The sequence below is a fragment of the Streptomyces yamdrokensis genome, from assembly GCF_053890455.1.
On the sequence record NZ_CM132679.1, the window covers coordinates 1,727,599 to 1,747,340 of the forward strand.

19 protein-coding genes and 2 pseudogenes are annotated in these 19,742 nt (G+C 70.4%); 6 read left to right on the forward strand and 15 right to left on the reverse strand.

Annotated features, from left to right (window positions below; all coding sequences use genetic code 11):
- Positions 1-84: 84 nt before the first annotated feature.
- The 11 genes from ACWZEH_RS07140 to ACWZEH_RS07190 form a co-directional block, all read right to left on the reverse strand.
- Positions 85-1,893 (reverse strand): acyl-CoA dehydrogenase family protein, encoded by a 1,809-nt coding sequence (locus ACWZEH_RS07140; protein ID WP_456196640.1) that lies wholly within the window; start codon positions 1,891-1,893, stop codon positions 85-87.
- 283 nt (positions 1,894-2,176) lie between these two features.
- Positions 2,177-2,719 carry a TetR/AcrR family transcriptional regulator gene (locus tag ACWZEH_RS07145; protein WP_456196642.1) on the reverse strand — a complete coding sequence of 181 codons (543 nt, stop codon included), beginning with the start codon at positions 2,717-2,719 and terminating at the stop codon, positions 2,177-2,179.
- On the reverse strand, positions 2,719-3,039 hold the full coding sequence (locus tag ACWZEH_RS07150) for a DMT family transporter (RefSeq protein WP_456196644.1): 321 nt from the start codon (positions 3,037-3,039) through the stop codon (positions 2,719-2,721). Before ACWZEH_RS07150 ends, ACWZEH_RS07145 begins: the two co-directional genes overlap by 1 nt.
- A gap of 128 nt (positions 3,040-3,167) precedes the next feature.
- Complete coding sequence (locus tag ACWZEH_RS07155; RefSeq protein WP_266072292.1) at positions 3,168-3,500, reverse strand: metal-sulfur cluster assembly factor; 333 nt, start codon at positions 3,498-3,500, stop codon at positions 3,168-3,170.
- Positions 3,497-3,961 carry a Fe-S cluster assembly sulfur transfer protein SufU gene (gene sufU / locus ACWZEH_RS07160; RefSeq protein WP_456196646.1) on the reverse strand — a complete coding sequence of 155 codons (465 nt, stop codon included), beginning with the start codon at positions 3,959-3,961 and terminating at the stop codon, positions 3,497-3,499. Before sufU ends, ACWZEH_RS07155 begins: the two co-directional genes overlap by 4 nt.
- A gap of 14 nt (positions 3,962-3,975) precedes the next feature.
- A complete protein-coding gene (locus tag ACWZEH_RS07165; protein ID WP_456196648.1) occupies positions 3,976-5,247 on the reverse strand; it encodes a cysteine desulfurase in 1,272 nt (423 codons plus the stop codon).
- A complete protein-coding gene (sufC, locus tag ACWZEH_RS07170; RefSeq protein ID WP_384018750.1) occupies positions 5,244-6,008 on the reverse strand; it encodes a Fe-S cluster assembly ATPase SufC in 765 nt (254 codons plus the stop codon). The genes ACWZEH_RS07165 and sufC overlap by 4 nt, the downstream gene beginning before the upstream one ends.
- 7 nt (positions 6,009-6,015) lie before the next feature.
- On the reverse strand, positions 6,016-6,333 hold the full coding sequence (locus ACWZEH_RS07175) for a non-heme iron oxygenase ferredoxin subunit (RefSeq protein ID WP_042166271.1): 318 nt from the start codon (positions 6,331-6,333) through the stop codon (positions 6,016-6,018).
- Positions 6,330-7,511 (reverse strand): Fe-S cluster assembly protein SufD, encoded by a 1,182-nt coding sequence (gene sufD / locus ACWZEH_RS07180; RefSeq protein WP_456196651.1) that lies wholly within the window; start codon positions 7,509-7,511, stop codon positions 6,330-6,332. The genes ACWZEH_RS07175 and sufD overlap by 4 nt, the downstream gene beginning before the upstream one ends.
- A 114-nt stretch (positions 7,512-7,625) precedes the next feature.
- Complete coding sequence (gene sufB, locus ACWZEH_RS07185; protein ID WP_456196653.1) at positions 7,626-9,047, reverse strand: Fe-S cluster assembly protein SufB; 1,422 nt, start codon at positions 9,045-9,047, stop codon at positions 7,626-7,628.
- On the reverse strand, positions 9,044-9,892 hold the full coding sequence (locus ACWZEH_RS07190; RefSeq protein WP_456196655.1) for a helix-turn-helix transcriptional regulator: 849 nt from the start codon (positions 9,890-9,892) through the stop codon (positions 9,044-9,046). Before ACWZEH_RS07190 ends, sufB begins: the two co-directional genes overlap by 4 nt.
- 172 nt (positions 9,893-10,064) lie before the next feature.
- On the opposite strand from ACWZEH_RS07190, the gene ACWZEH_RS07195 reads away from it, so the two are divergent.
- The 4 genes and pseudogenes from ACWZEH_RS07195 to ACWZEH_RS07210 form a co-directional block, all read left to right on the forward strand.
- The gene (locus ACWZEH_RS07195) at positions 10,065-10,778 is read left to right on the forward strand and encodes an AAC(3) family N-acetyltransferase (RefSeq protein ID WP_456196657.1); all 714 of its coding nucleotides are present in this window, start codon (positions 10,065-10,067) and stop codon (positions 10,776-10,778) included.
- Positions 10,779-10,781: 3 nt separating this feature from the next.
- Entirely contained in the window at positions 10,782-11,705 is a 924-nt protein-coding gene (locus tag ACWZEH_RS07200; RefSeq protein WP_456196659.1) for an ABC transporter ATP-binding protein, read from the forward strand.
- 50 nt (positions 11,706-11,755) lie between these two features.
- Positions 11,756-12,472: an ABC transporter permease gene (locus ACWZEH_RS07205; protein ID WP_456199481.1), complete on the forward strand. Its 717-nt coding sequence runs from the start codon at positions 11,756-11,758 to the stop codon at positions 12,470-12,472.
- A gap of 190 nt (positions 12,473-12,662) precedes the next feature.
- Positions 12,663-13,391: pseudogene (locus ACWZEH_RS07210) on the forward strand (COX15/CtaA family protein); the annotation flags it as partial.
- On the opposite strand, the gene ACWZEH_RS07215 reads toward ACWZEH_RS07210, so the two are convergent.
- From ACWZEH_RS07215 to ACWZEH_RS07230, 4 genes and pseudogenes are all read right to left on the reverse strand, one after another.
- The gene (locus ACWZEH_RS07215) at positions 13,370-14,257 is read right to left on the reverse strand and encodes a nucleotidyltransferase domain-containing protein (protein WP_456196660.1); all 888 of its coding nucleotides are present in this window, start codon (positions 14,255-14,257) and stop codon (positions 13,370-13,372) included. The pseudogene ACWZEH_RS07210 and the gene ACWZEH_RS07215 overlap by 22 nt on opposite strands.
- Before the next feature lie 137 nt (positions 14,258-14,394).
- A pseudogene (locus tag ACWZEH_RS07220) lies at positions 14,395-14,579 on the reverse strand (amidohydrolase); the annotation flags it as partial.
- A 141-nt stretch (positions 14,580-14,720) separates the two neighbouring features.
- Positions 14,721-15,101 carry a hypothetical protein gene (locus ACWZEH_RS07225; protein WP_456196662.1) on the reverse strand — a complete coding sequence of 127 codons (381 nt, stop codon included), beginning with the start codon at positions 15,099-15,101 and terminating at the stop codon, positions 14,721-14,723.
- A 94-nt stretch (positions 15,102-15,195) separates the two neighbouring features.
- Positions 15,196-16,149, reverse strand: coding sequence for a heme o synthase (locus ACWZEH_RS07230; protein WP_456199483.1), 954 nt, complete (start codon positions 16,147-16,149; stop codon positions 15,196-15,198).
- A gap of 344 nt (positions 16,150-16,493) precedes the next feature.
- On the opposite strand from ACWZEH_RS07230, the gene tkt reads away from it, so the two are divergent.
- Complete coding sequence (gene tkt / locus ACWZEH_RS07235; protein WP_456196664.1) at positions 16,494-18,581, forward strand: transketolase; 2,088 nt, start codon at positions 16,494-16,496, stop codon at positions 18,579-18,581.
- Between the two features lie 39 nt (positions 18,582-18,620).
- Positions 18,621-19,739: a transaldolase gene (gene tal / locus ACWZEH_RS07240; protein WP_456196666.1), complete on the forward strand. Its 1,119-nt coding sequence runs from the start codon at positions 18,621-18,623 to the stop codon at positions 19,737-19,739.
- Positions 19,740-19,742 lie beyond the last annotated feature (3 nt).

The window sequence follows — 19,742 nt, forward strand, 5'->3', positions numbered from 1 at the left end:
CAACCTAACCGGCGCGGGCCCGGCGATGCGAACCGGTGCCGCGCCGTCTCAGGTACCGGGCGGGCCGTCCACGGCGGCCGGTCACTATGCGGGGACGAGGACTTCCGGGTTGCCGGCGTGCAGTACGGGGTGGCTGCGCAGCAGTTCCTCCGGGACGTCGAATCCTCCGACCAGCGTCAGCGCGTGGGGCTCCAGGGCTGCGACGACACTCTCGACCGCGTCGGGCAGCCGCTGCACCTGATCGGTGGTGAGCCGCCCCTGAGCCAGCAGGTCACCACTGTGTGCGGCGACGCGGCGCAGGGTGAACAGCCGGTGCAGGTCGGTGAGGACCTGCCGGGCCGCAGCGGTGCCTGCCCGGGTGGCCGCGTCGCGGAGGGCGTCGCCGGCCAGGCGGTGGGCGTGTGCGTCGACGAGCTGGAGGGCGGGGGTGACGGTGGCGTTCCAGCGGGCCAGGGGGGAGGGGGGCCGGCCGCTGCGCAGTCGGGCGCGGGCCCGTTCGTGCCATATCCGCTCGATGTCCGTCAGGAGGTCCTGCAGGTGGTGCGGGTCCTCCAGCGCACGCTGCCCCGGCGGGATCTCACTGGGCGGTTTCGGGGCGAAACCGCCGAGGAGCATCTCGCCTGCGGCCTTGACCCAGATGACCTTGTTGTCGCCTTCCGCGGTGATGGTGCCTTCGTTCGCGGCGAGCTGTCCGGCGATGCCGTTGGCGAGGATCAGGCCCTGGGCGCCGCAGCGTTCGCGGCATTCGGTCATGATGGCGCGGGCCTGCCAGGTGATCCACCCCTTGGTGACGGCGACGAGCCGTTCGCAGTCCTGCAGGTCGTCGTCCGTCGCCTGTGTCCACTGCTGGGTGACGCTGCGTTGCAGGAGGGTGGCTGCGTAGGCGGTGGCGGTGGCTTCCAGCAGCGGGGCGTGGTGGCTGCGGTGTGCGAACAGCGGCACCCTGTGGCCGCTGGTCATGCCGGAGGTGTGGCGGCTGTGGGCGTGGCGGGTGGCGACGGTCAGGGCGTGACGGGTGGTGCCGAGGCTGTAGGCGCTCATGCAGAGTTTGCCCGTGGTGACGCGTCCGATGGAGCGGAGGAAGCGTTTGCGGGGGTTGCCGAGGTTGCTGGTGAAGCGGCCGTCGGGGGTGAGGCGGCCGTGGTCGCCCTGGAGCAGCGCGGTGTAGGGCAGGCCGACCCGCTCGAAGCTGGTGGCGCAGTGGTCGACCGGGCTGCTGGCCGTCCGGGGCAGGCGGCGTATTTCGATGCCGGGCATCGGTGTGCCGTGGGCGTCGTGCAGCGGGGTCAGGAACAGGAAGACGCCCAGGTCCCGGTCGTCGACGAGGAGGCGGGCGGCGACCACAGCGTCCTTGGGCCCGCCCACGGGGCTGGTGTTGGGCATCCACTTGCAGGCCTCGGGGCGGGGGGTGTGGAGGACGAAGCCGCCGGTGGACCGGTCGAAGGTGCAGGTGGTTTCCATCTGGGAGGCATCGTTGCCGTGCGCGAGTTCGGTGCACAGGAACGTTCCGACGCGGGCCATCCGCAGATACTCCGTCAGGTCCCGCTGGTCGTGGTCGTGATCGAGGAGGCTGCCGAGGAAGAGGTTGTAGTGGATGCTGGCGCAGGTCGCCATACCGGCGTCGGTGACGCCGGCCCACTCGTGCATCGCGCTCAGCGCGGCGGGGTCGGTCGCGAGGACCGACGGGTGGCCGACGGCGTCGTTGACCAGGCGCAGACGCTCGTACGACAGCCGGATGCGTTCTTCGTGACTGAGACCCTCCTGGTAGGAGAACGGTGCAGAACTGAACAGCCGCTTCCAGGGGTGGTGGAGACTCGCGGCGCGGGTACCGAACAGTGCGGTGGCGAGTTCGTCGGACACGTCCTGCTGGCGAGAGAGCTGAGTGTCAATCACAGGGGCACAAGTTACTGCTGATGGTCACATCATCGCATCATGATCATCGACACGATTCAGAGGGCGCGGGCGGTGGAATGTACCCTTCCTTCGGCACCGCGATACATGAAAACAGAACGAACGTGCGGCGGGCGAGGTGCCGCGCCCCCACCAGGAGATCTTCCCACTGCCACGGGACACCGCAGGCGATGTCACTGACACCGCGGCCGGAACGACCGTCGCGGACAGGCGTTCCGGGTTTCCGCGGAAACGGCCAGGGGTGGAGCGGCGGGCTGACGCCCCCTCACTTTCCGGGCAGGATCCGGCCGAGCATCTCCCGCGCGTACTCCCCGTCGTACGGCGTTCCGGTCAGCAGGGTCTGGAGGCAGACGCCGTCCATCAGGGCGACCAGGGCACGGGCGGTGACCGGGTCGGTGCGGCGGGACAGCAACTCGGTGACGCCCTCGCACCACTCGGCCGCGACGGGGCGCAGGGCGGGACGGCGCAGGGCCGCCAGATACAGCTCGTACTCCAGCTCGACGCCGGTGCGTTCGCCCGCGAGCCACTCGCCGAGCAGGCCGGCGAGTTCGGCCGCCAGGTCGGTGCGCGGGTCCTCCAGGCCGCCGCGTGAGGCGACGGCCTTGGCGAAGCCCTCGTTCGCCTGGCGCAGCGCGGCCACCAGCAACTCGTCGAGGGTCTCGAAGTGGTACGTCGTGGAGCCGAGCGGCACATCGGCCTCGGCGGCGACGCTGCGGTGGCTGAGGCCCGCGATGCCGCTCCTGCCGACGACGCGGATCGCCGCGTCGATGATCCGCCGGCGCCGCTCGGGGTCGTACCGCCGGGCCATCAGTGCGCGCCGCCGAGGTTGAGCACGACCACGCCCACGATGATCAGCGCGATCCCGGTGGCCTTGACGACGGTGAGCCCCTCCCCCATGAACACGACGCCGATCGCGGCGATGGCGGCCGTGCCCACCCCCGCCCAGATGGCGTACGCGGTGCCGATGGAGAGGGTGCGCAGCGTCTGCGCGAGCAGGGTGAAGGAGACCACGTAGCCGAGCAGGGTCAGCAGCGAGGGCCAGAGCCGGCTGAAGCCCTCGCTGTACTTCATGGCGGTGGTGGCGCCCACCTCCGCGGCGATCGCCCCGGCGAGCAGCAGGTATCCCATATGTACGAGCGTACACAACGGTCGGGCGCCCGGTGGGGGACGCGTCCCCGGAATCCCGCACACGCGAAACGGCGACACCCGTGTCGGGTGTCGCCGTTCTGCGGGAGAACCGGTGTCGGGCGGACGTCTCAGACGTTGAAGCCCAGTGCCCTCAGCTGTTCGCGGCCGTCGTCCGTGATCTTGTCGGGGCCCCACGGCGGCATCCAGACCCAGTTGATGCGCAACTCGCTGACCAGGCCTTCGGTGGCGGACTTGGCCTGGTCCTCGATGACGTCGGTCAGCGGACAGGCCGCGGACGTCAGGGTCATGTCGACGGTCGCCACATTGGAGTCGTCGACGTGGACGCCGTAGATCAGGCCGAGGTTGACGACGTCGATGCCCAGTTCGGGGTCGACGACGTCCATCAGGGCCTCGCGGAGCTCCTCCTCCGAGGCCGGCTTCATCTCCACGGTCTCGCTCATGCCGTTGTCCTTTCGGCGTCGGAGCCCAGGGCCTGGGCTGTCGCGTCCTTCCACGCCATCCAGCTCAGGAGGGCGCACTTGACGCGGGCGGGGTACTTGGACACCCCGGCGAACGCGATCGCGTCCTCCAGGGTCTCCTCCATCGCGTCGTCCGGCTCGATCCTGCCCTTGGACTGCATCAGCTCCAGGAAGGTCTCCTGGATCCGCTGCGCCGTGGCGAGGTCCTTGCCGACCAGCAGGTCGTTCAGCACGGAGGCGGAGGCCTGGCTGATGGAGCAGCCCTGCCCCTCGTACGAGACGTCGCTGATCGTCGTGCCGTCGTACTTCACCCGCAGCGTGATCTCGTCGCCGCACGTCGGGTTGACGTGGTGCACCTCGGCGTCGCCGTCCCGCAAGCCCCGCCCGTGCGGGTTCTTGTAGTGGTCCAGGATGACTTCCTGGTACATCGAATCAAGCTTCACGCCCAGCCAGCCCCTCAGCCGAAGAAGTTCCGTACGTGCTCCAGGCCGTCGACCAGTGCGTCGATCTCGGCCGGTGTGGAGTACAGATAGAACGACGCTCGCGTGGTCGCGGGAATTCCGTACCGCAGGCAGACCGGCCGCGCGCAGTGGTGGCCGACCCGGACCGCGATGCCCTGCTCGTCGAGGACCTGGCCCACGTCGTGCGGGTGGATGTCGCCCAGCGCGAACGAGATCGCGGCGCCGCGGTCCTCGGCCGTGTCGGGGCCGATGATGCGCAGGTCCGGGACCTCGGCCAGCCGCTTGACGGCGTACTCGGTGAGCGCGTGCTCGTGGGCGAGGATCTTGTCCATGCCGATGGCCGACAGGTAGTCGACCGCGGCACCGAGACCGACCGCCTGGGCGATCGGCGGAGTGCCCGCCTCGAACTTGTGCGGAGCCGGCGCGTAGGTCGACGAACTCATCGACACGGTCTCGATCATCTCGCCGCCGCCGAGGAACGGCGGCAGGTCCTCGAGCAGCTCCTGGCGGCCCCACAGGACGCCGATTCCGGTCGGGCCGCACATCTTGTGGCCGGTGAAGGCCACGAAGTCGGCCTGGAGGGCCTGTACGTCCACCGGCATGTGCGGGGCGGCCTGGGAGGCGTCGATGCACACCAGGGCGCCGACCTCCTGGGCGCGGCGCACTATCGCCTCGACCGGGTTGACCGTGCCCAGGATGTTGGAGACCAGCACGAAGGAGACGATCTTCGTCTTCTCGGTGATGACCTCGTCGATGTTGGACAGGTCGAGGCGGCCGTCGTCGGTGAGGCCGAACCACTTCAGCTTGGCACCGGTGCGCTGCGCGAGCAGCTGCCACGGCACGATGTTGGAGTGGTGCTCCATCTCCGTGATGACGATCTCGGTCTCGTGGTCCACCCGGTAGGGCTCGTCGGCCCAGCCGAGCATGTTCGCCACGAGGTTGAGCGACTCCGAGGCGTTCTTCGTGAAGATCACCTCGTCGCGTGAGGGCGCGTTGACGAACTCCGCGACCTTGTCGCGCGCGCCCTCGTACAGCGCCGTGGCCTCCTCGGCGAGCACATGCACACCGCGGTGGACGTTGGCGTTGTAGCGCTCGTAGTACTCACTGAGTGCGTCCAGTACCTGACGCGGCTTCTGGCTGGTCGCCGCGTTGTCCAGGTAGACGAGCTTTCGGCCGTCGTGGACCTGGCGGTCCAGGATGGGGAAGTCCTTGCGGATCGCCTCGCTCAGGAGCCTGGGCTCGGTGAGGAGGCCCGGCGTCTGTGTCACTCGGATGCGCCACCCTTCGCGTAGGCCTCGTAGCCCTCGTTCTCGAGCTTGTCGGCGAGCTCGGCTCCGCCGGACTCGGCGATCCGCCCGTCGGCGAACACGTGGACGTGATCGGGCTTGATGTAGCGCAGGATGCGCGTGTAGTGCGTGATCAGCAGGGTGCCGACCTCGCCGGACTCGCGGACGCGGTTGACCCCCTCGGAGACGATCCGCAGCGCGTCGACGTCCAGGCCGGAGTCGGTCTCGTCGAGGATCGCGACCTTCGGCTTGAGGAGCTCCAGCTGGAGGATCTCGTGGCGCTTCTTCTCACCGCCGGAGAAGCCCTCGTTGACGTTGCGCTCGGCGAAGGCGGGGTCCATGTGGAGGCGCTCCATGGTCTCCTTGACCTCCTTCACCCAGGTGCGCAGCTTGGGGGCCTCGCCGCGGATGGCGGTGGCGGAGGTGCGAAGGAAGTTGGAGACGGAGACGCCGGGGACCTCGACCGGGTACTGCATGGCGAGGAACAGGCCGGCGCGGGCGCGCTCGTCGACGGACATCTCCAGGACGTCCTCGCCGTCGAGGGTGACGCTGCCGCCGGAGACGGTGTACTTGGGGTGACCGGCCAGGGCGTAGGCGAGGGTCGACTTGCCGGAGCCGTTGGGGCCCATGATGGCGTGCGTCTCGCCCTGCTTCACGGTGAGGTCGACGCCCTTGAGGATTTCCTTCGTGGCGTTGTCGGCCTCGACGGTGACGTGCAGGTCTCGGATTTCAAGCGTTGCCATGGGTGCCTCAGGACTCCTGGGTGAGGGAGACGAGCACGTCGTCCCCTTCGATCTTTACGGGGTATACGGGGACGGGGCGTGTGGCCGGAAGACTGTCGGGCTTGCCCGAGCGGAGGTCGAAGCGCGAGCCGTGCAGCCAGCACTCGATGTGGCAGTCGTCGACCTCCCCCTCCGAGAGGGAGACGTTCGCGTGCGAGCAGATGTCGTTGATCGCGAACACCTCGCCCCCGGTGTGCACGAGGGAGACCGGCGTGCCGTCGAGTTCCACCCGCTTCGGGGTGTCCTCCTCCAGCTCGCTCAACCCGCAGGCACGTTGGAAGGTCATGCGACCGACGCCTCCAGCTCCGCCTCGATCTTGGTGATCAGACGCTCCTCGATGTCCGGGACGCCGATCTGCTGGACGAGTTCGGCGAAGAAGCCGCGGACGACCAGACGGCGGGCGTCCTGCTCGGCGATGCCGCGGGCCATCAGGTAGAAGAGCTGCTCGTCGTCGAAGCGGCCGGTCGCCGAGGCGTGGCCGGCGCCGACGATCTCGCCGGTCTCGATCTCCAGGTTGGGCACGGAGTCGACACGGGCGCCGTCGGTGAGGACGAGGTTGCGGTTCATCTCGTAGGTGTCGGTGCCCTCGGCCCTGGCCTGGATGAGCACGTCGCCGATCCACACGGCGTGCGCGGCCTCGCCCTGCAGTGCGCCCTTGTAGACGACGTTGGACTTGCAGTGCGGGACGTTGTGGTCGACCAGGAGGCGGTGCTCCTGGTGCTGGCCGGCGTCGGTGAAGTACAGGCCGAACAGCTCGGCCTCGCCGCCGGTGCCCGCGTAGGCGACCCGCGGGTGCAGCCGGACCAGGTCGCCGCCGAAGGTGACGACCACGGACTTGAAGGAGGCGTCACGGCCCACGAGGGCGTTGTGCTGGGCGACGTGCACGGCCTTGTGGTCCCAGTCCTGGACGGAGACCACGGTGAGCTTGGCGCCGTCGCCGAGGACGTACTCGACGTTGGCGGCGAGCACCGCGTCACCGGTGTGGTCGAGGACGACGACCGCCTCGGCGAAGGCGCCGAGCTCGATCACCTGGTGGCCGTAGGCGGTGCCGCCGTCGCCGTGCACCACGATGCGGATCGGCTCGGTGAGCACGGTCTCCTTCGGCACGGTCACCACCGAGGCCTGCTCGAAGGCGCTGTACGCCTGGGCGGCGACGCGGTCCACCGGTTTGCCGGCCCGGCCGAGCCGCGCGTCGTCACGGCCGACGGCCTCGACGCGGACGCCCTCGGGCGCCTCGACGGCGATCTTGACGCCTCCGGTGGCGACGGCGGTGCCGTCGTGCAGGCCGCGCAGGCGCTCCAGCGGGGTGAACCGCCATTCCTCCTCGCGGCCGTGCGGGACCGGGAAGGACGCCACGTCGAAGGACGGGGGCGCGCTCATACGGGTGGCGACGGTCGACTCGGCGGCCACCGCGATCGAGCCGGCGGTGGTGGAGCCCACCGGGAGATTCTGAGCCTCAGCCATGGCTGTCGTAGTGCTCTCTTTCTGAGTAAGACGTGTGCTGTCCGACGGGGCGGGCCGAGCCGGCCCGCCCACGGGCGGGTCGGATCGACCGGCCGACGGGGGCGGGGCGGCGGGTCAGCCGACCGCGCCTTCCATCTGCAGCTCGATCAGCCGGTTGAGCTCCAGCGCGTACTCCATCGGCAGCTCCTTGGCGATCGGCTCGACGAAGCCGCGGACGATCATCGCCATCGCCTCGAACTCGGACAGACCGCGGCTCATCAGGTAGAAGAGCTGGTCCTCGGAGACCTTGGAGACGGTCGCCTCGTGGCCCATGGACACGTCGTCCTCGCGGACGTCGACGTAGGGGTAGGTGTCCGAGCGGGAGATGGTGTCCACGAGCAGCGCGTCGCACAGCACGTTGGACTTGGCACCGGGGGCGCCCTCACCGATCTCGATCAGACCGCGGTAGGAGGTGCGGCCGCCGCCGCGCGCCACCGACTTGGAGACGATGTTCGACGAGGTGTTCGGGGCCATGTGGACCATCTTGGCGCCGGCGTCCTGGTGCTGTCCCTCGCCGGCGAAGGCGATGGACAGGGTCTCGCCCTTGGCGTGCTCGCCCATGAGGTAGACGGCCGGGTACTTCATCGTCACCTTGGAGCCGATGTTGCCGTCGACCCATTCCATGGTCGCGCCCTCGTAGGCGACGGCACGCTTGGTGACCAGGTTGTAGACGTTGTTCGACCAGTTCTGGATGGTCGTGTAGCGGCAGCGGCCGCCCTTCTTGACGATGATCTCGACGACGGCGCTGTGCAGCGAGTCCGAGGTGTAGATCGGGGCGGTGCAGCCCTCGACGTAGTGGACGTAGGCGTCCTCGTCGACGATGATCAGCGTCCGCTCGAACTGGCCCATGTTCTCGGTGTTGATCCGGAAGTAGGCCTGGAGCGGGATGTCCACGTGGACGCCCTTGGGGACGTAGATGAACGACCCGCCGGACCACACGGCCGAGTTCAGCGACGCGAACTTGTTGTCGCCGACCGGGATGACGGTGCCGAAGTACTCCTGGAAGAGCTCCGGGTGCTCCTTCAGCGCGGTGTCCGTGTCGAGGAAGATGACGCCCTGCTCCTCCAGGTCCTCGCGGATCTGGTGGTAGACGACCTCGGACTCGTACTGCGCGGCGACACCGGCGACCAGGCGCTGCTTCTCCGCCTCGGGGATGCCGAGCCGGTCGTAGGTGTTCTTGATGTCCTCGGGCAGGTCCTCCCAGGAGGCGGCCTGCTTCTCGGTGGAGCGCACGAAGTACTTGATGTTGTCGAAGTCGATGCCCGACAGGTCCGAGCCCCAGTTGGGCATGGGCTTCTTGTCGAACAGGCGCAGGCCCTTGAGCCGCAGCTTCAGCATCCACTCCGGCTCGTTCTTCTTCGCGGAGATGTCACGGACGACCTCCTCGCTGAGACCACGCTTGGCCGCGGCGCCTGCCGTGTCGGAGTCGGCCCAGCCGAATTCGTACGTGCCCAGGCCCTCGAGTTCGGGGTGGGCAGTCTCCGTGGGGAGAGTCATGCGGGGTTCCTCCCGGCCGTGCTTGCGGATGCAGATGCGGATTCGTTGTGGATGTGGAGCGAGGTCTTCCCGGCCTTCGCCCCGGAGGCTCTCGGGGGCTTCCCCGGCTTCGGGGGCGGTGGGGCCTCGGGGGCCTCCGTGCCCGCCTGGCCGGTCGAGGCCGTCGAGGACTTCGGGATGAAGGTGGTGCAGACGCCGTCGCCGTGGGCGATGGTGGCGAGCCGCTGGACATGCGTACCGAGCAGCTCGGCGAAAAATTCCGTCTCCGCCTCGCAGAGTTGCGGGAACCGCTCGGCGGCGTGGGCGACCGGGCAGTGATGCTGGCACAGCTGCTCGCCCTGCTGCGGGTGGGGTGCGCTGCGCGCGGTGGCAGAGTACCCGTCCGCGGTGAGCGCCCTGGCCAGTGCCTGGGCCCGCTCCTCGGGGGCGGCCGCCTCCACCGCCGCCCGGTACGCACCGGCCTGGGCGGCGATCCGGGCGCGGGCGAACGCGGAGATCGCCTCGTCGCCGCCCTCCTGCTCGCCGATCCAGTGCAGGGCGTCGACTGCCAGTTTGTCGTACGACTGGTCGAAGGCGTCCCGCCCGCAGTCGGTGAGGGCGAATACCTTGGCGGGGCGTCCGCGGGTGCGTGCGCCGTAGACCCTGCGCTCGCGCGCCTCCACGACTCCGTCGCCCGCCAGGGTGTCGAGGTGCCGGCGGACGGCCGCCTGGGTCAGTCCGAGCCGCTGGGCGAGTTCGGAGACGGTCGAGGGCCCGTGATCCAGGACGGACCGCGCGACCCGGTTGCGGGTGGACCGCTCACCGGTCGCAAGTTCCTCCTGGGGAGCCTCTCCGACGTTTTTCACAACGCCATTGTTGCGTAATTCATCCGGACCGGGCAAGCCGCGCATGATCCGCCCCGAGGTGCGCTGCATCACTTAGGTAAACCTAAGGTGACCTGCGGAAACGATCTCCGGTCGATCGGATCACCGAGGAAACCGGTGGCGGCCCGAGGGCTCGTCCGGGACGCTCCCGAGCATGCCCGCCCCCCTTCCGACCGGCCCTCTTGTCACCCGGGACACCCTCACCGCCGGACTCGCGGATCCCGGTGTGCGGCGCGGCGGGACCCTCCTCGTGCACTCCTCACCGAGTTCCCCGGGCAGGGTCGACGGCGGTCCGGTCGCGGTCGTCGGCGCCCTGCTCGACGTGCTGGGCCCGGACGGCGCCCTGGCCGTCCCCGCCCGGTCCGGCGACCTCCCCGCCCCGGCGCCGTGGAGCGACCCGCCGGTGCCGAAGGCCTGGTGGGAGACCGTCCGGGCCACCGTGCCCGGCCATGGCCCGGCGACCACCCCCACCCGCGGGGCCGGCGTCGTCCCGGAAACGGTCCGGACCTGTCCGGGCGCCCTGCGCGGCGCCCGTCCGCGGACCCCGTTCGCCGCGCCCGGCAGGCGTGCGGCAAAGGTCGTCGCGGTGCACCCGCAGGACTGCCGGCTGGACGCCCGGATTCTGCCGCCGGGCACCGGGTACGCCATCTGCACCTGCTTCCGCCTCGCGGAGTACCGGACACCGTCCCCGCTCGTGGCGGTGGGCCGTCCCGGCCTCCGGGGCGCGGCCGGGCCGCCGAGGTCCGGCCGTTCCCGCTGCCGGACGCGGTGGCGTACGCGCGGCGGTGGCAGGAACCGCACCGCCCTCGTACGGAGGAGTTCCCGAACCCGCCGTTCTGGGGCCCCCGGCCCGTACCTAGACTCGTGAACCATGCGAAGTGAGCCCGTGGTCCAGGTGCAGGCCCTGGTGAAGCGGTACGGCACGAAGACCGCGGTGGACGGCCTCGACCTGGTGGCACGGCAGGGCGTGACGGCCGTGCTCGGCCCCAACGGGGCGGGCAAGACGACCACGGTGGAGACCTGCGAGGGATACCGGCGCCCCGACTCCGGCACCGTGCGCGTCCTGGGCCTGGACCCGGTGCGGCAGTCGGCCGCGCTCAGGCCCCGCGTCGGCGTGATGCTCCAGTCCGGCGGCGTCTACTCGGGTGCGCGGGCCGACGAGATGCTCCGGCACACGGCGAAGCTGCACGCGCATCCCCTGGACGTGGACGCGCTGATCGAGCGCCTCGGCCTCGGTTCCTGCGGCCGTACGACGTACCGGCGGCTCTCCGGCGGCCAGCAGCAGCGGCTCGCGCTGGCGATGGCCGTGGTCGGACGCCCGGAGCTGGTGTTCCTGGACGAGCCGACCGCCGGACTCGACCCGCAGGCCCGCCGCGCCACCTGGGACCTCGTACGGGATCTGCGCGCCGACGGGGTCTGCGTCATCCTCACCACGCACCACATGGACGAGGCCGAGCAGCTCGCCGACGACGTCGCGATCATCGACGCCGGCCGGGTGGTGGCCCAGGGCAGCCCCGAGGAGCTGTGCCGGGGCGGCGCCGAGAACACCCTGCGCTTCTCGGGCCGGCCGGGGCTGGACGTGGTCTCCCTGCTCAAGGCGCTGCCGTCCGGCTCCCAGGCCGACGAGGTGACCCCGGGCTCGTACCGGGTGGTCGGCGAGGTGGACCCGCAACTGCTCGCCACCGTCACGTCCTGGTGCGCCCAGCACGGCGTGCTGCCGGACCGGATCTCGGTGGAACGGCACACCCTCGAAGACGTTTTTCTCGAGCTCACCGGCAAGGAGCTGCGCTCGTGACGGCCACCGGCACCTACTCACCGAAGCCGGGCGCGGCGCCGCTCCCCCGCATGATCGCGGCGCAGGCGGCGCTCGAGACGAAGATGCTGCTGCGCAACGGCGAGCAGCTGCTGCTCACCGTGGTCATCCCCACACTGCTGCTGGTGCTGTTCAGCACGGTGGACATCGTGGACACCGGCGCGGGCGAGGCCGTGGACTTCCTCACTCCCGGCGTCCTCGCGCTGGCGGTGATGTCGACCGCGTTCACCGGGCAGGCCATCGCCACCGGTTTCGAGCGCCGGTACGGGGTGCTGAAGCGGCTGGCGTCCTCTCCGCTGCCACGCTGGGCGCTGATGACCGCGAAGACGCTGTCGGTGCTGGTCACCGAGGTGCTCCAGATCGTCCTGCTGACGGGGATCGCGTTCGCGCTGGGCTGGTCGCCGCAGGGCGGCCCGTTCGCGGTACTGGTGCTGCTGGTGCTGGGCACGGCCGCCTTCTCGGGGCTCGGCCTGCTGATGGCGGGCACCCTGAAGGCCGAGGCGACGCTCGCCGCCGCCAACCTGGTGTTCCTGCTGCTGCTCGTCGGCGGCGGGGTCGTCGTGCCGCTGGAACACTTCCCGGACGCCGCGCGGAACGTCCTCGGGCTGCTGCCCGTCTCGGCGCTGTCCCAGGGTCTGCGGGACGTGCTCCAGGACGGGGCGGGACTGCCGTGGGGCCAGGTCGCGATCCTCGCCGTGTGGGCGGTCGTGGGGCTCGCGGCGGCGGGCCGCTTCTTCCGCTGGGAGTGAGCGGGCCGGCGGGTACCGCCGACCGGGACCCTCGTGAAAGCGTGCACAAGCGGCGCCCTACGATGGTCGCGTGCCAAACCTGACCCGCGCCGACGCCCAGGCGGCCCTGCGCAACCCCCTCGCCTTCATCGCCGCACGCTGGACACCGGACCCCCGGACGGTCCGGCGGGCGGCCCTCGCCGCGCTCGTCATGTCGGTGGTCATCGTGGTCACCGGCGGTGCCGTGCGGCTGACCGGTTCCGGTCTGGGCTGCCCGACCTGGCCCAAGTGCACCGAGGACTCCATCGCCTCCACGCGCGAGATGGGCGTCCACGGTCTGATCGAGTTCGGCAACCGGCTGCTGACGTACGTGCTGTGCGCCGCCGTCGGCTGGGCGATCGTCGCCGCGCGCTCCCAGAAGCCGTACCGGCGCGGCCTGACCCGGCTGGGCTGGGCGCAGTTCTGGATCGTGATGGGCAACGCGGTCCTCGGCGGCATCGTGGTCCTGGTCGGCCTCAACCCGTACACGGTCGCGGCGCACTTCCTGCTCTCCTCTGCGCTGATCGCGGTGGCCACCCTGATGTGGCACCGCGTCGGCGAGGGCGACGGGGAGCCCCGGCCGCTGGTCGGCAAGCCGGTGCGGCAGCTGGTGTGGTTCCTGGTGGCGGTCTCCGTGCTGCTGATCGCGGTCGGCACGGTGGTGACCGGCGCGGGGCCGCACGCGGGTGACTCCAGCGAGGTCGAGCGGATGCCGCTGGACTGGGAGACGGTCAGCAAGCTGCACGCCGTGCTGGCGTGGATCGTGGCGACGCTGACGTTCGCCCTGTGGTTCGTCCTCAAGGCGGTGGACGCCCCCAAGGGCCCGTTGAAGCGCACCCGTGATCTGTTTCTGATCATCCTCGCGCAGGGGGCGGTGGGTTACGTCCAATACTTCACTGACCTGCCCGAGGTCCTGGTCGGGCTGCACATGTTCGGCTCCTGCGTCATGTGGATCTGGGTAGTGCGCGTGCTGCTGTCGCTGCGCGAGCGGCCGGACACGCCGGTGGCCGAGGTGCCGGTGCCGTCCGGTCGGCCGTCCCGTGCCACGAGCGAGTCGATCGCCGGACCCAGGTAGTCCCGGGTCAGCCGTGCCCGGCGCAGGACCCATTTCTCGTCGGGCGGCGCGGGACCGTCGTAGCGCCGCCTTCGGACGTCCTCGACGACTTCACCGGGGGCACCCAGGCCGGGCAGTACCTCCAGGGCCTCCCGCTTGGAGATCAGGCGGCCCTCGCGCAGGGTGACCGTGGCACGGGCGAAGGTCAGCAGTCCCAGGTCGACCCATACGTCCTGCGTCCAGTTCGCGGCCCGGTCCACCTCCCGGCGCCAGAAGTCGCGCTGGTCGCGCACCACGAACGCGGCGAGTTCGCCGTCCGGCACCAGCGGCAGCGCGCCCGCGGGCGGTACGCCGTGCAGGACCCGCCCGAAGCGGTGCAGCTCGGTCCGGGTGACCGGGGTGACCGTTCGACGGAAAAGCCGCTCGTGCGCCCAGGTCGGGTGACGCCGCTCGGCGCCTCCCGCGGTGGCCGGCGTCAGGTACGTGCAGTGCAGCCGGTCGGCGAGCGGCTCGCCCCGCAGACGGGCGTGCAGCAGCGCCACCCGCCACACCGTCCGCGCCGTGACCGGGCGGTCCAGGACGGTGATCAGATCCAGGTCGCTGCGGCCCTCCTGGTAGTCGCCGCCGGCCAGCGAGCCGTGGGCCCAGACGGCGACGGGGGTGAGCGGTGCGAGGCCGGTGAGGAAGCGGTCGAGCAGGGCGTCGGTGGGCATCCGCCCAGTCTTCACGCACCGGTCCGGTCCGTACACCCTGCGTATCGTCTTCACGTCTCACCCCAGCCCGTACACCCTGCCCGCGTTCTCCGGGGCGATCATCGCGGCCACCCGCTGCCCGTCGCCGAGTGCCCACGCGGCTCCAGGCCCAGCAGGGGCGGGCACCCGCGGCGTACGGCGAAACCGGTCCGGGTGTCGAAGAGGGTGGGGCCCGGGGCGGGCGGGCCATCACTGCGGCGAGCTGGACCTCGAAGGTGCCGAGGCCCGGCTCGGTGCGCAGCACGCCGTGGCGGTACTGGTCCACGAGGGACGGCGGGCCGATCGTCCGGGCTCCCCAGGTGGGCGCTGCGCTGGTGCCGCAGGGCCCAACGGCGAACCGGCGAGTAGGTTTTGCCCGGCCGCGGCCTCGCCGCGGCGCCGGCCCCGCGCGTCTCGCGGGGCCGGCGCCGCCCGGGGGCGGGGTTCAGCCGTTGGCCGGGCCGCCGATCTGGAGGCCCGCCATGCGGGTCCATTCGTACGGGCCGGTCCTGACCTTGGCCGCGAACTCGCCGTCGAAGTCCTCGTGGAGGGTGAGGCCCGCCCGCTCGGCCGCCTTCTGGGCGATCGGGTAGGAGTGGGCGACCAGGTCGCCCCAGTCACCGTCCTGACCGACCAGCACGATCCGGGCGCCGCGCTGTCCGAGGTACGCGATCTGGCCTTCGGCTCCGCCGTGGGCCGCGGCGAAGCCACTGATCCGCTTGGCGAGCCTGGCCGCCTTCCGGTCGGCCTTGCGCCCGGCCTTCTGTGCGGCCCGCTGCTCGGAGGTCTGTTCGGCCTTCGGGTCCGACTGCTGCGTTTCTGCCATGACCAGAATGCTACCGACGGGTAGATCGAACGGCGACGGGCGGGGTCCGTGGCCTTGGCCACGGACCCCGCCCGTCGGACGGACAGCGGACGCCCTACCGCAGGAAGGGGTCCACCGCGACGGCCACGAAGAGCAGCGACACATAGGTGATGGACCAGTGGAACAGGCGCATCTCCTTGAGCTTGCCACCGGTCACCTCGGACCTGGCCCGGTTGAGGAGCGCGTGCGCCTCCCAGAGCCACCAGCCGCCCGCTGCCAGCGCGACCGCGGTGTAGAACCAGCCGGTGTAGCCGAGCGGGGTGAGCAGCAGCGACACCACGACCATGACCCAGCTGTAGGCCACGATCTGCTTGGCGACCACCTTGTTGGAGGCTATGACCGGGAGCATCGGCACGCCCACGCGCGCGTAGTCGTCCCTCACCTTCATGGACAGCGGCCAGTAGTGCGGCGGCGTCCAGAAGAAGATGACGAGGAAGAGGACGACCGGCGCCCAGGACAACGAATCGGTGACCGCGGACCAGCCGATCAGCACCGGCATGCAGCCGGCGATGCCGCCCCACACGATGTTCTGCGACGTACGCCGCTTGAGGATCATCGTGTAGACGACGACGTAGAAGAGGAGCGCGCCGAGGGAGAGCCAGGCGGACAGCCAGTTGACGGCGAGGCCGAACAGCAGGGTCGAGACGACGGCCAGGGTGATGCCGAAGACCAGGCACTCGCGCGGACCGACCATCCCCGTGACCAGGGGGCGCTGCGAGGTGCGGTCCATCAGCGCGTCGATGTCGCGGTCGATGTACATGTTGAGCGCGTTGGCCCCGCCCGCCGACAGGTAGCCGCCGAGGCAGGTCAGCAGCACCAGCCGCAGATCGGGCACACCCTGCTGCGCCAGGAACATCACCGGAACGGTGGTGATGAGCAGCAGCTCGATGATCCGCGGCTTGGTCAACGCCACGAACGCCTTGACACGGGCCCCGATCGGCCGGTGACTCGGGCTCTGGCTCGTCCCGATAACCCCCGCAGGACGGGATTCAACGGCCGTCACTCGCACCCCTGACAGAGACATCCCAGCAAGCCCTCCCGGATGAAGCGGCGGTAAAGGCTCACGCGTACCACGCCACCTTAGACGTTGCCCAGACCCGGACATTCGCGGGGGTCCGGTCGTGTTGGACGGGGCCGCTCACGGCACGGATCCCGGCTCGATTGAGCGACCGGATGAGCGGCTCCGTATTCATCTGCCGAATGCGGATACTTCCCAGTCAGAAGGCGGATCGCCGGGAGCCCGGGCCGTCGGGAAGCGCTCGGGGGAAGCACGTCCTACGGGGGTAGGCTCGACGTCGCCGGTATGTACTCGTCCGGCATCCGAAGACATGTGGAGAGGAGCCCTGACTCAGGGTGAGCACCAAGCCGACCACCACAGACCTCGAGTGGACCGAACTGGACCAGCGGGCCGTGGACACCGCCCGCGTCCTGGCCGCCGATGCCGTACAGAAGGTCGGCAACGGCCATCCCGGTACGGCGATGAGCCTGGCGCCCGCCGCGTACACCCTCTTCCAGAAGGTGATGCGGCACGACCCCTCGGACGCCGACTGGGTCGGGCGGGACCGTTTCGTCCTGTCCGCCGGCCATTCGTCCCTGACCCTCTACACCCAGCTGTACCTGGCCGGTTTCGGTCTGGAGCTGGACGACCTCAAGGCGTTCCGCACCTGGGGTTCGAAGACCCCGGGTCACCCCGAGTACGGGCACACCACCGGCGTGGAGACGACGACCGGGCCGCTGGGCCAGGGTGTCGCCAACGCGGTCGGCATGGCGATGGCCGCCCGCTACGAGCGCGGTCTGTTCGACCCCGAGGCCGCCGCCGGCACGTCCCCGTTCGACCACTTCGTGTACTGCGTCGCCGGTGACGGCTGTCTGCAGGAGGGCATCTCCGCCGAGGCGTCCTCGATGGCCGGCCACCAGAGGCTCGGCAACCTGATCCTGCTGTGGGACGACAACCACATCTCGATCGAGGGCGACACCGGGACGGCCGTCTCCGAGGACACCGTCAAGCGGTACGAGGCCTACGGCTGGCACGTGCAGCGGGTCGCCCCGAAGCCGGACGGCGACCTGGATCCGGGCGCGCTCTACGACGCGATCGCCGAGGCGAGGAAGGTCACCGACCGGCCGTCGTTCATCGCGATGCGCTCGATCATCGCCTGGCCGGCGCCGAACGCGCAGAACACCGAGGCCGCGCACGGCTCGGCGCTCGGCGACGACGAGGTGGCCGCCACCAAGCGGGTGCTGGGCTTCGACCCGGAGCAGACCTTCGAGGTGACCGACGAGGTCATCGGCCACACCCGTGGGGCGCTGGAGCGCGGCAAGCGGGCGCGGGCCGAGTGGGAGAAGTCGTTCCAGGAGTGGCGGAGCAACAACGCGGAGCGCGCGGCCGAGTTCGACCGGATCGCGGCCGGTGAGCTGCCCAAGGGCTGGGAGGACAAGCTCCCGGTCTTCGAGCCGGGCAAGGCGGTCGCCACGCGCGCCGCGTCCGGCAAGGTGCTCCAGGCGCTCGGCGCGGTCGTCCCGGAGCTGTGGGGCGGCTCGGCCGACCTGGCGGGCTCCAACAACACGACGATCGACAAGACGTCGTCGTTCCTCCCGGCGGACAACCCGCTGCCCGAGGCGAACCCGTACGGCCGCACGATCCACTTCGGCATCCGTGAGCACTCCATGGCCGCGGAGATGAACGGCATCGCGCTGCACGGCAACACCCGGATCTACGGCGGCACTTTCCTGGTGTTCTCCGACTACATGCGCAACGCGGTGCGGCTGTCCGCCCTGATGCACCTGCCGGTGACGTACGTGTGGACGCACGACTCCATCGGTCTGGGCGAGGACGGCCCGACCCACCAGCCCGTCGAGCACCTGGCCTCGCTGCGCGCCATCCCCGGTCTGAACGTCGTCCGCCCCGCGGACGCCAACGAGACCGCGATCGCCTGGCGGGAGATCCTCAAGCGCTGGACGAAGGAGTTCGGCAAGGGCGCCCCGCACGGTCTGGCCCTCACCCGCCAGGGCGTGCCGACCTACGAACCGAACGAGGACGCCGCGCGCGGTGGCTACGTGCTGTTCGAGGCCGAGGGCGGCGCTCCGCAGGTCGTTCTGATCGCCACCGGTTCCGAGGTGCATGTCGCCGTCGGGGCACGCGAGCAGCTGCAGGCCGCCGGCGTACCGACGCGCGTGGTGTCCATGCCGTCGGTGGAGTGGTTCGAGGAGCAGGACCAGGGGTACCGGGACAGCGTCCTGCCGCCGGCCGTGAAGGCCCGCGTCGCCGTCGAGGCCGGCATCGGCCTCACCTGGCACAAGTACGTGGGGGACGCCGGGCGCATCGTGTCGCTGGAGCACTTCGGCGCGTCCGCCGACGGCAAGGTGCTGTTCGAGGAGTACGGCTTCACCCCTGAGAACGTGGCTGCCGTCGCCCGGGAATCACTGGCCGCGACCCAGCGCTGACGCTCACATACGACACGAGACGTAGGAGATGGAATTTCCATGACAGACGCACTCAAGCGCCTTTCCGACGAAGGTGTCGCGATCTGGCTGGACGACCTGTCGCGCAAGCGGATCACGTCCGGCAACCTCGCCGAGCTGATCGACCAGCAGCACGTCGTGGGCGTCACCACCAACCCGTCGATCTTCCAGAAGGCGATCTCCGAGGGCGACGGCTACGAGCAGCAGCTCGCCGACCTCGCCGCCCGCAGGGTCACGGTCGAAGAGGCCATCCGGATGATCACGACGGCGGACGTCCGCGACGCCGCCGACATCCTGCGCCCGGTCTTCGACGCCACCGACGGCCAGGACGGCCGGGTCTCCATCGAGGTCGACCCGCGGCTCGCGCACAACACGCGCTCCACCGTGGCCGAGGCCAAGCAGCTCGCCTGGCTGGTGGACCGGCCCAACACCCTGATCAAGATCCCGGCGACCGAGGCCGGCATCCCGGCGATCGCCGAGACCATCGGCCTGGGCATCAGTGTCAACGTCACGCTGATCTTCTCCCTGGAGCGCTACCGCAAGGTCATGGACGCGTTCCTGACCGGCCTGGAGAAGGCCAAGGAGCGCGGCCTGGACCTGTCGAAGATCCACTCGGTGGCGTCGTTCTTCGTGTCCCGGGTGGACACCGAGATCGACAAGCGCATCGACGCGCTCGGCACCGACGCCGCCAAGGCGCTGCGCGGCAAGGCCGCCGTCGCCAACGCACGCCTGGCCTACCAGGCGTACGAGGAGGTCTTCGCCACCGACCGCTGGAGCGCGCTGGAGCGCGCCGGCGCCAACAAGCAGCGTCCGCTGTGGGCCTCCACCGGTGTGAAGGACAAGGCGTACAGGTCCACGATGTACGTCGACGACCTGGTGGCGCCGAACACGGTGAACACCATGCCGGAGGCCACGCTGGAGGCCACCGAGGAGTCGGGCGAGATCACCGGCAACACCATCGCCGGCACCTACGCGCAGGCCCGCGCCGACCTCGACGCCGTGGAGAAGCTCGGCATCGCGTACGACGACGTCGTACGGCTGCTGGAGGAAGAGGGCGTCCAGAAGTTCGAGGCGTCCTGGACCGACCTGCTGAAGTCGACCGAGGCGGAGCTCGCGCGCCTCGCCCCTTCGGAGGGCTGACAC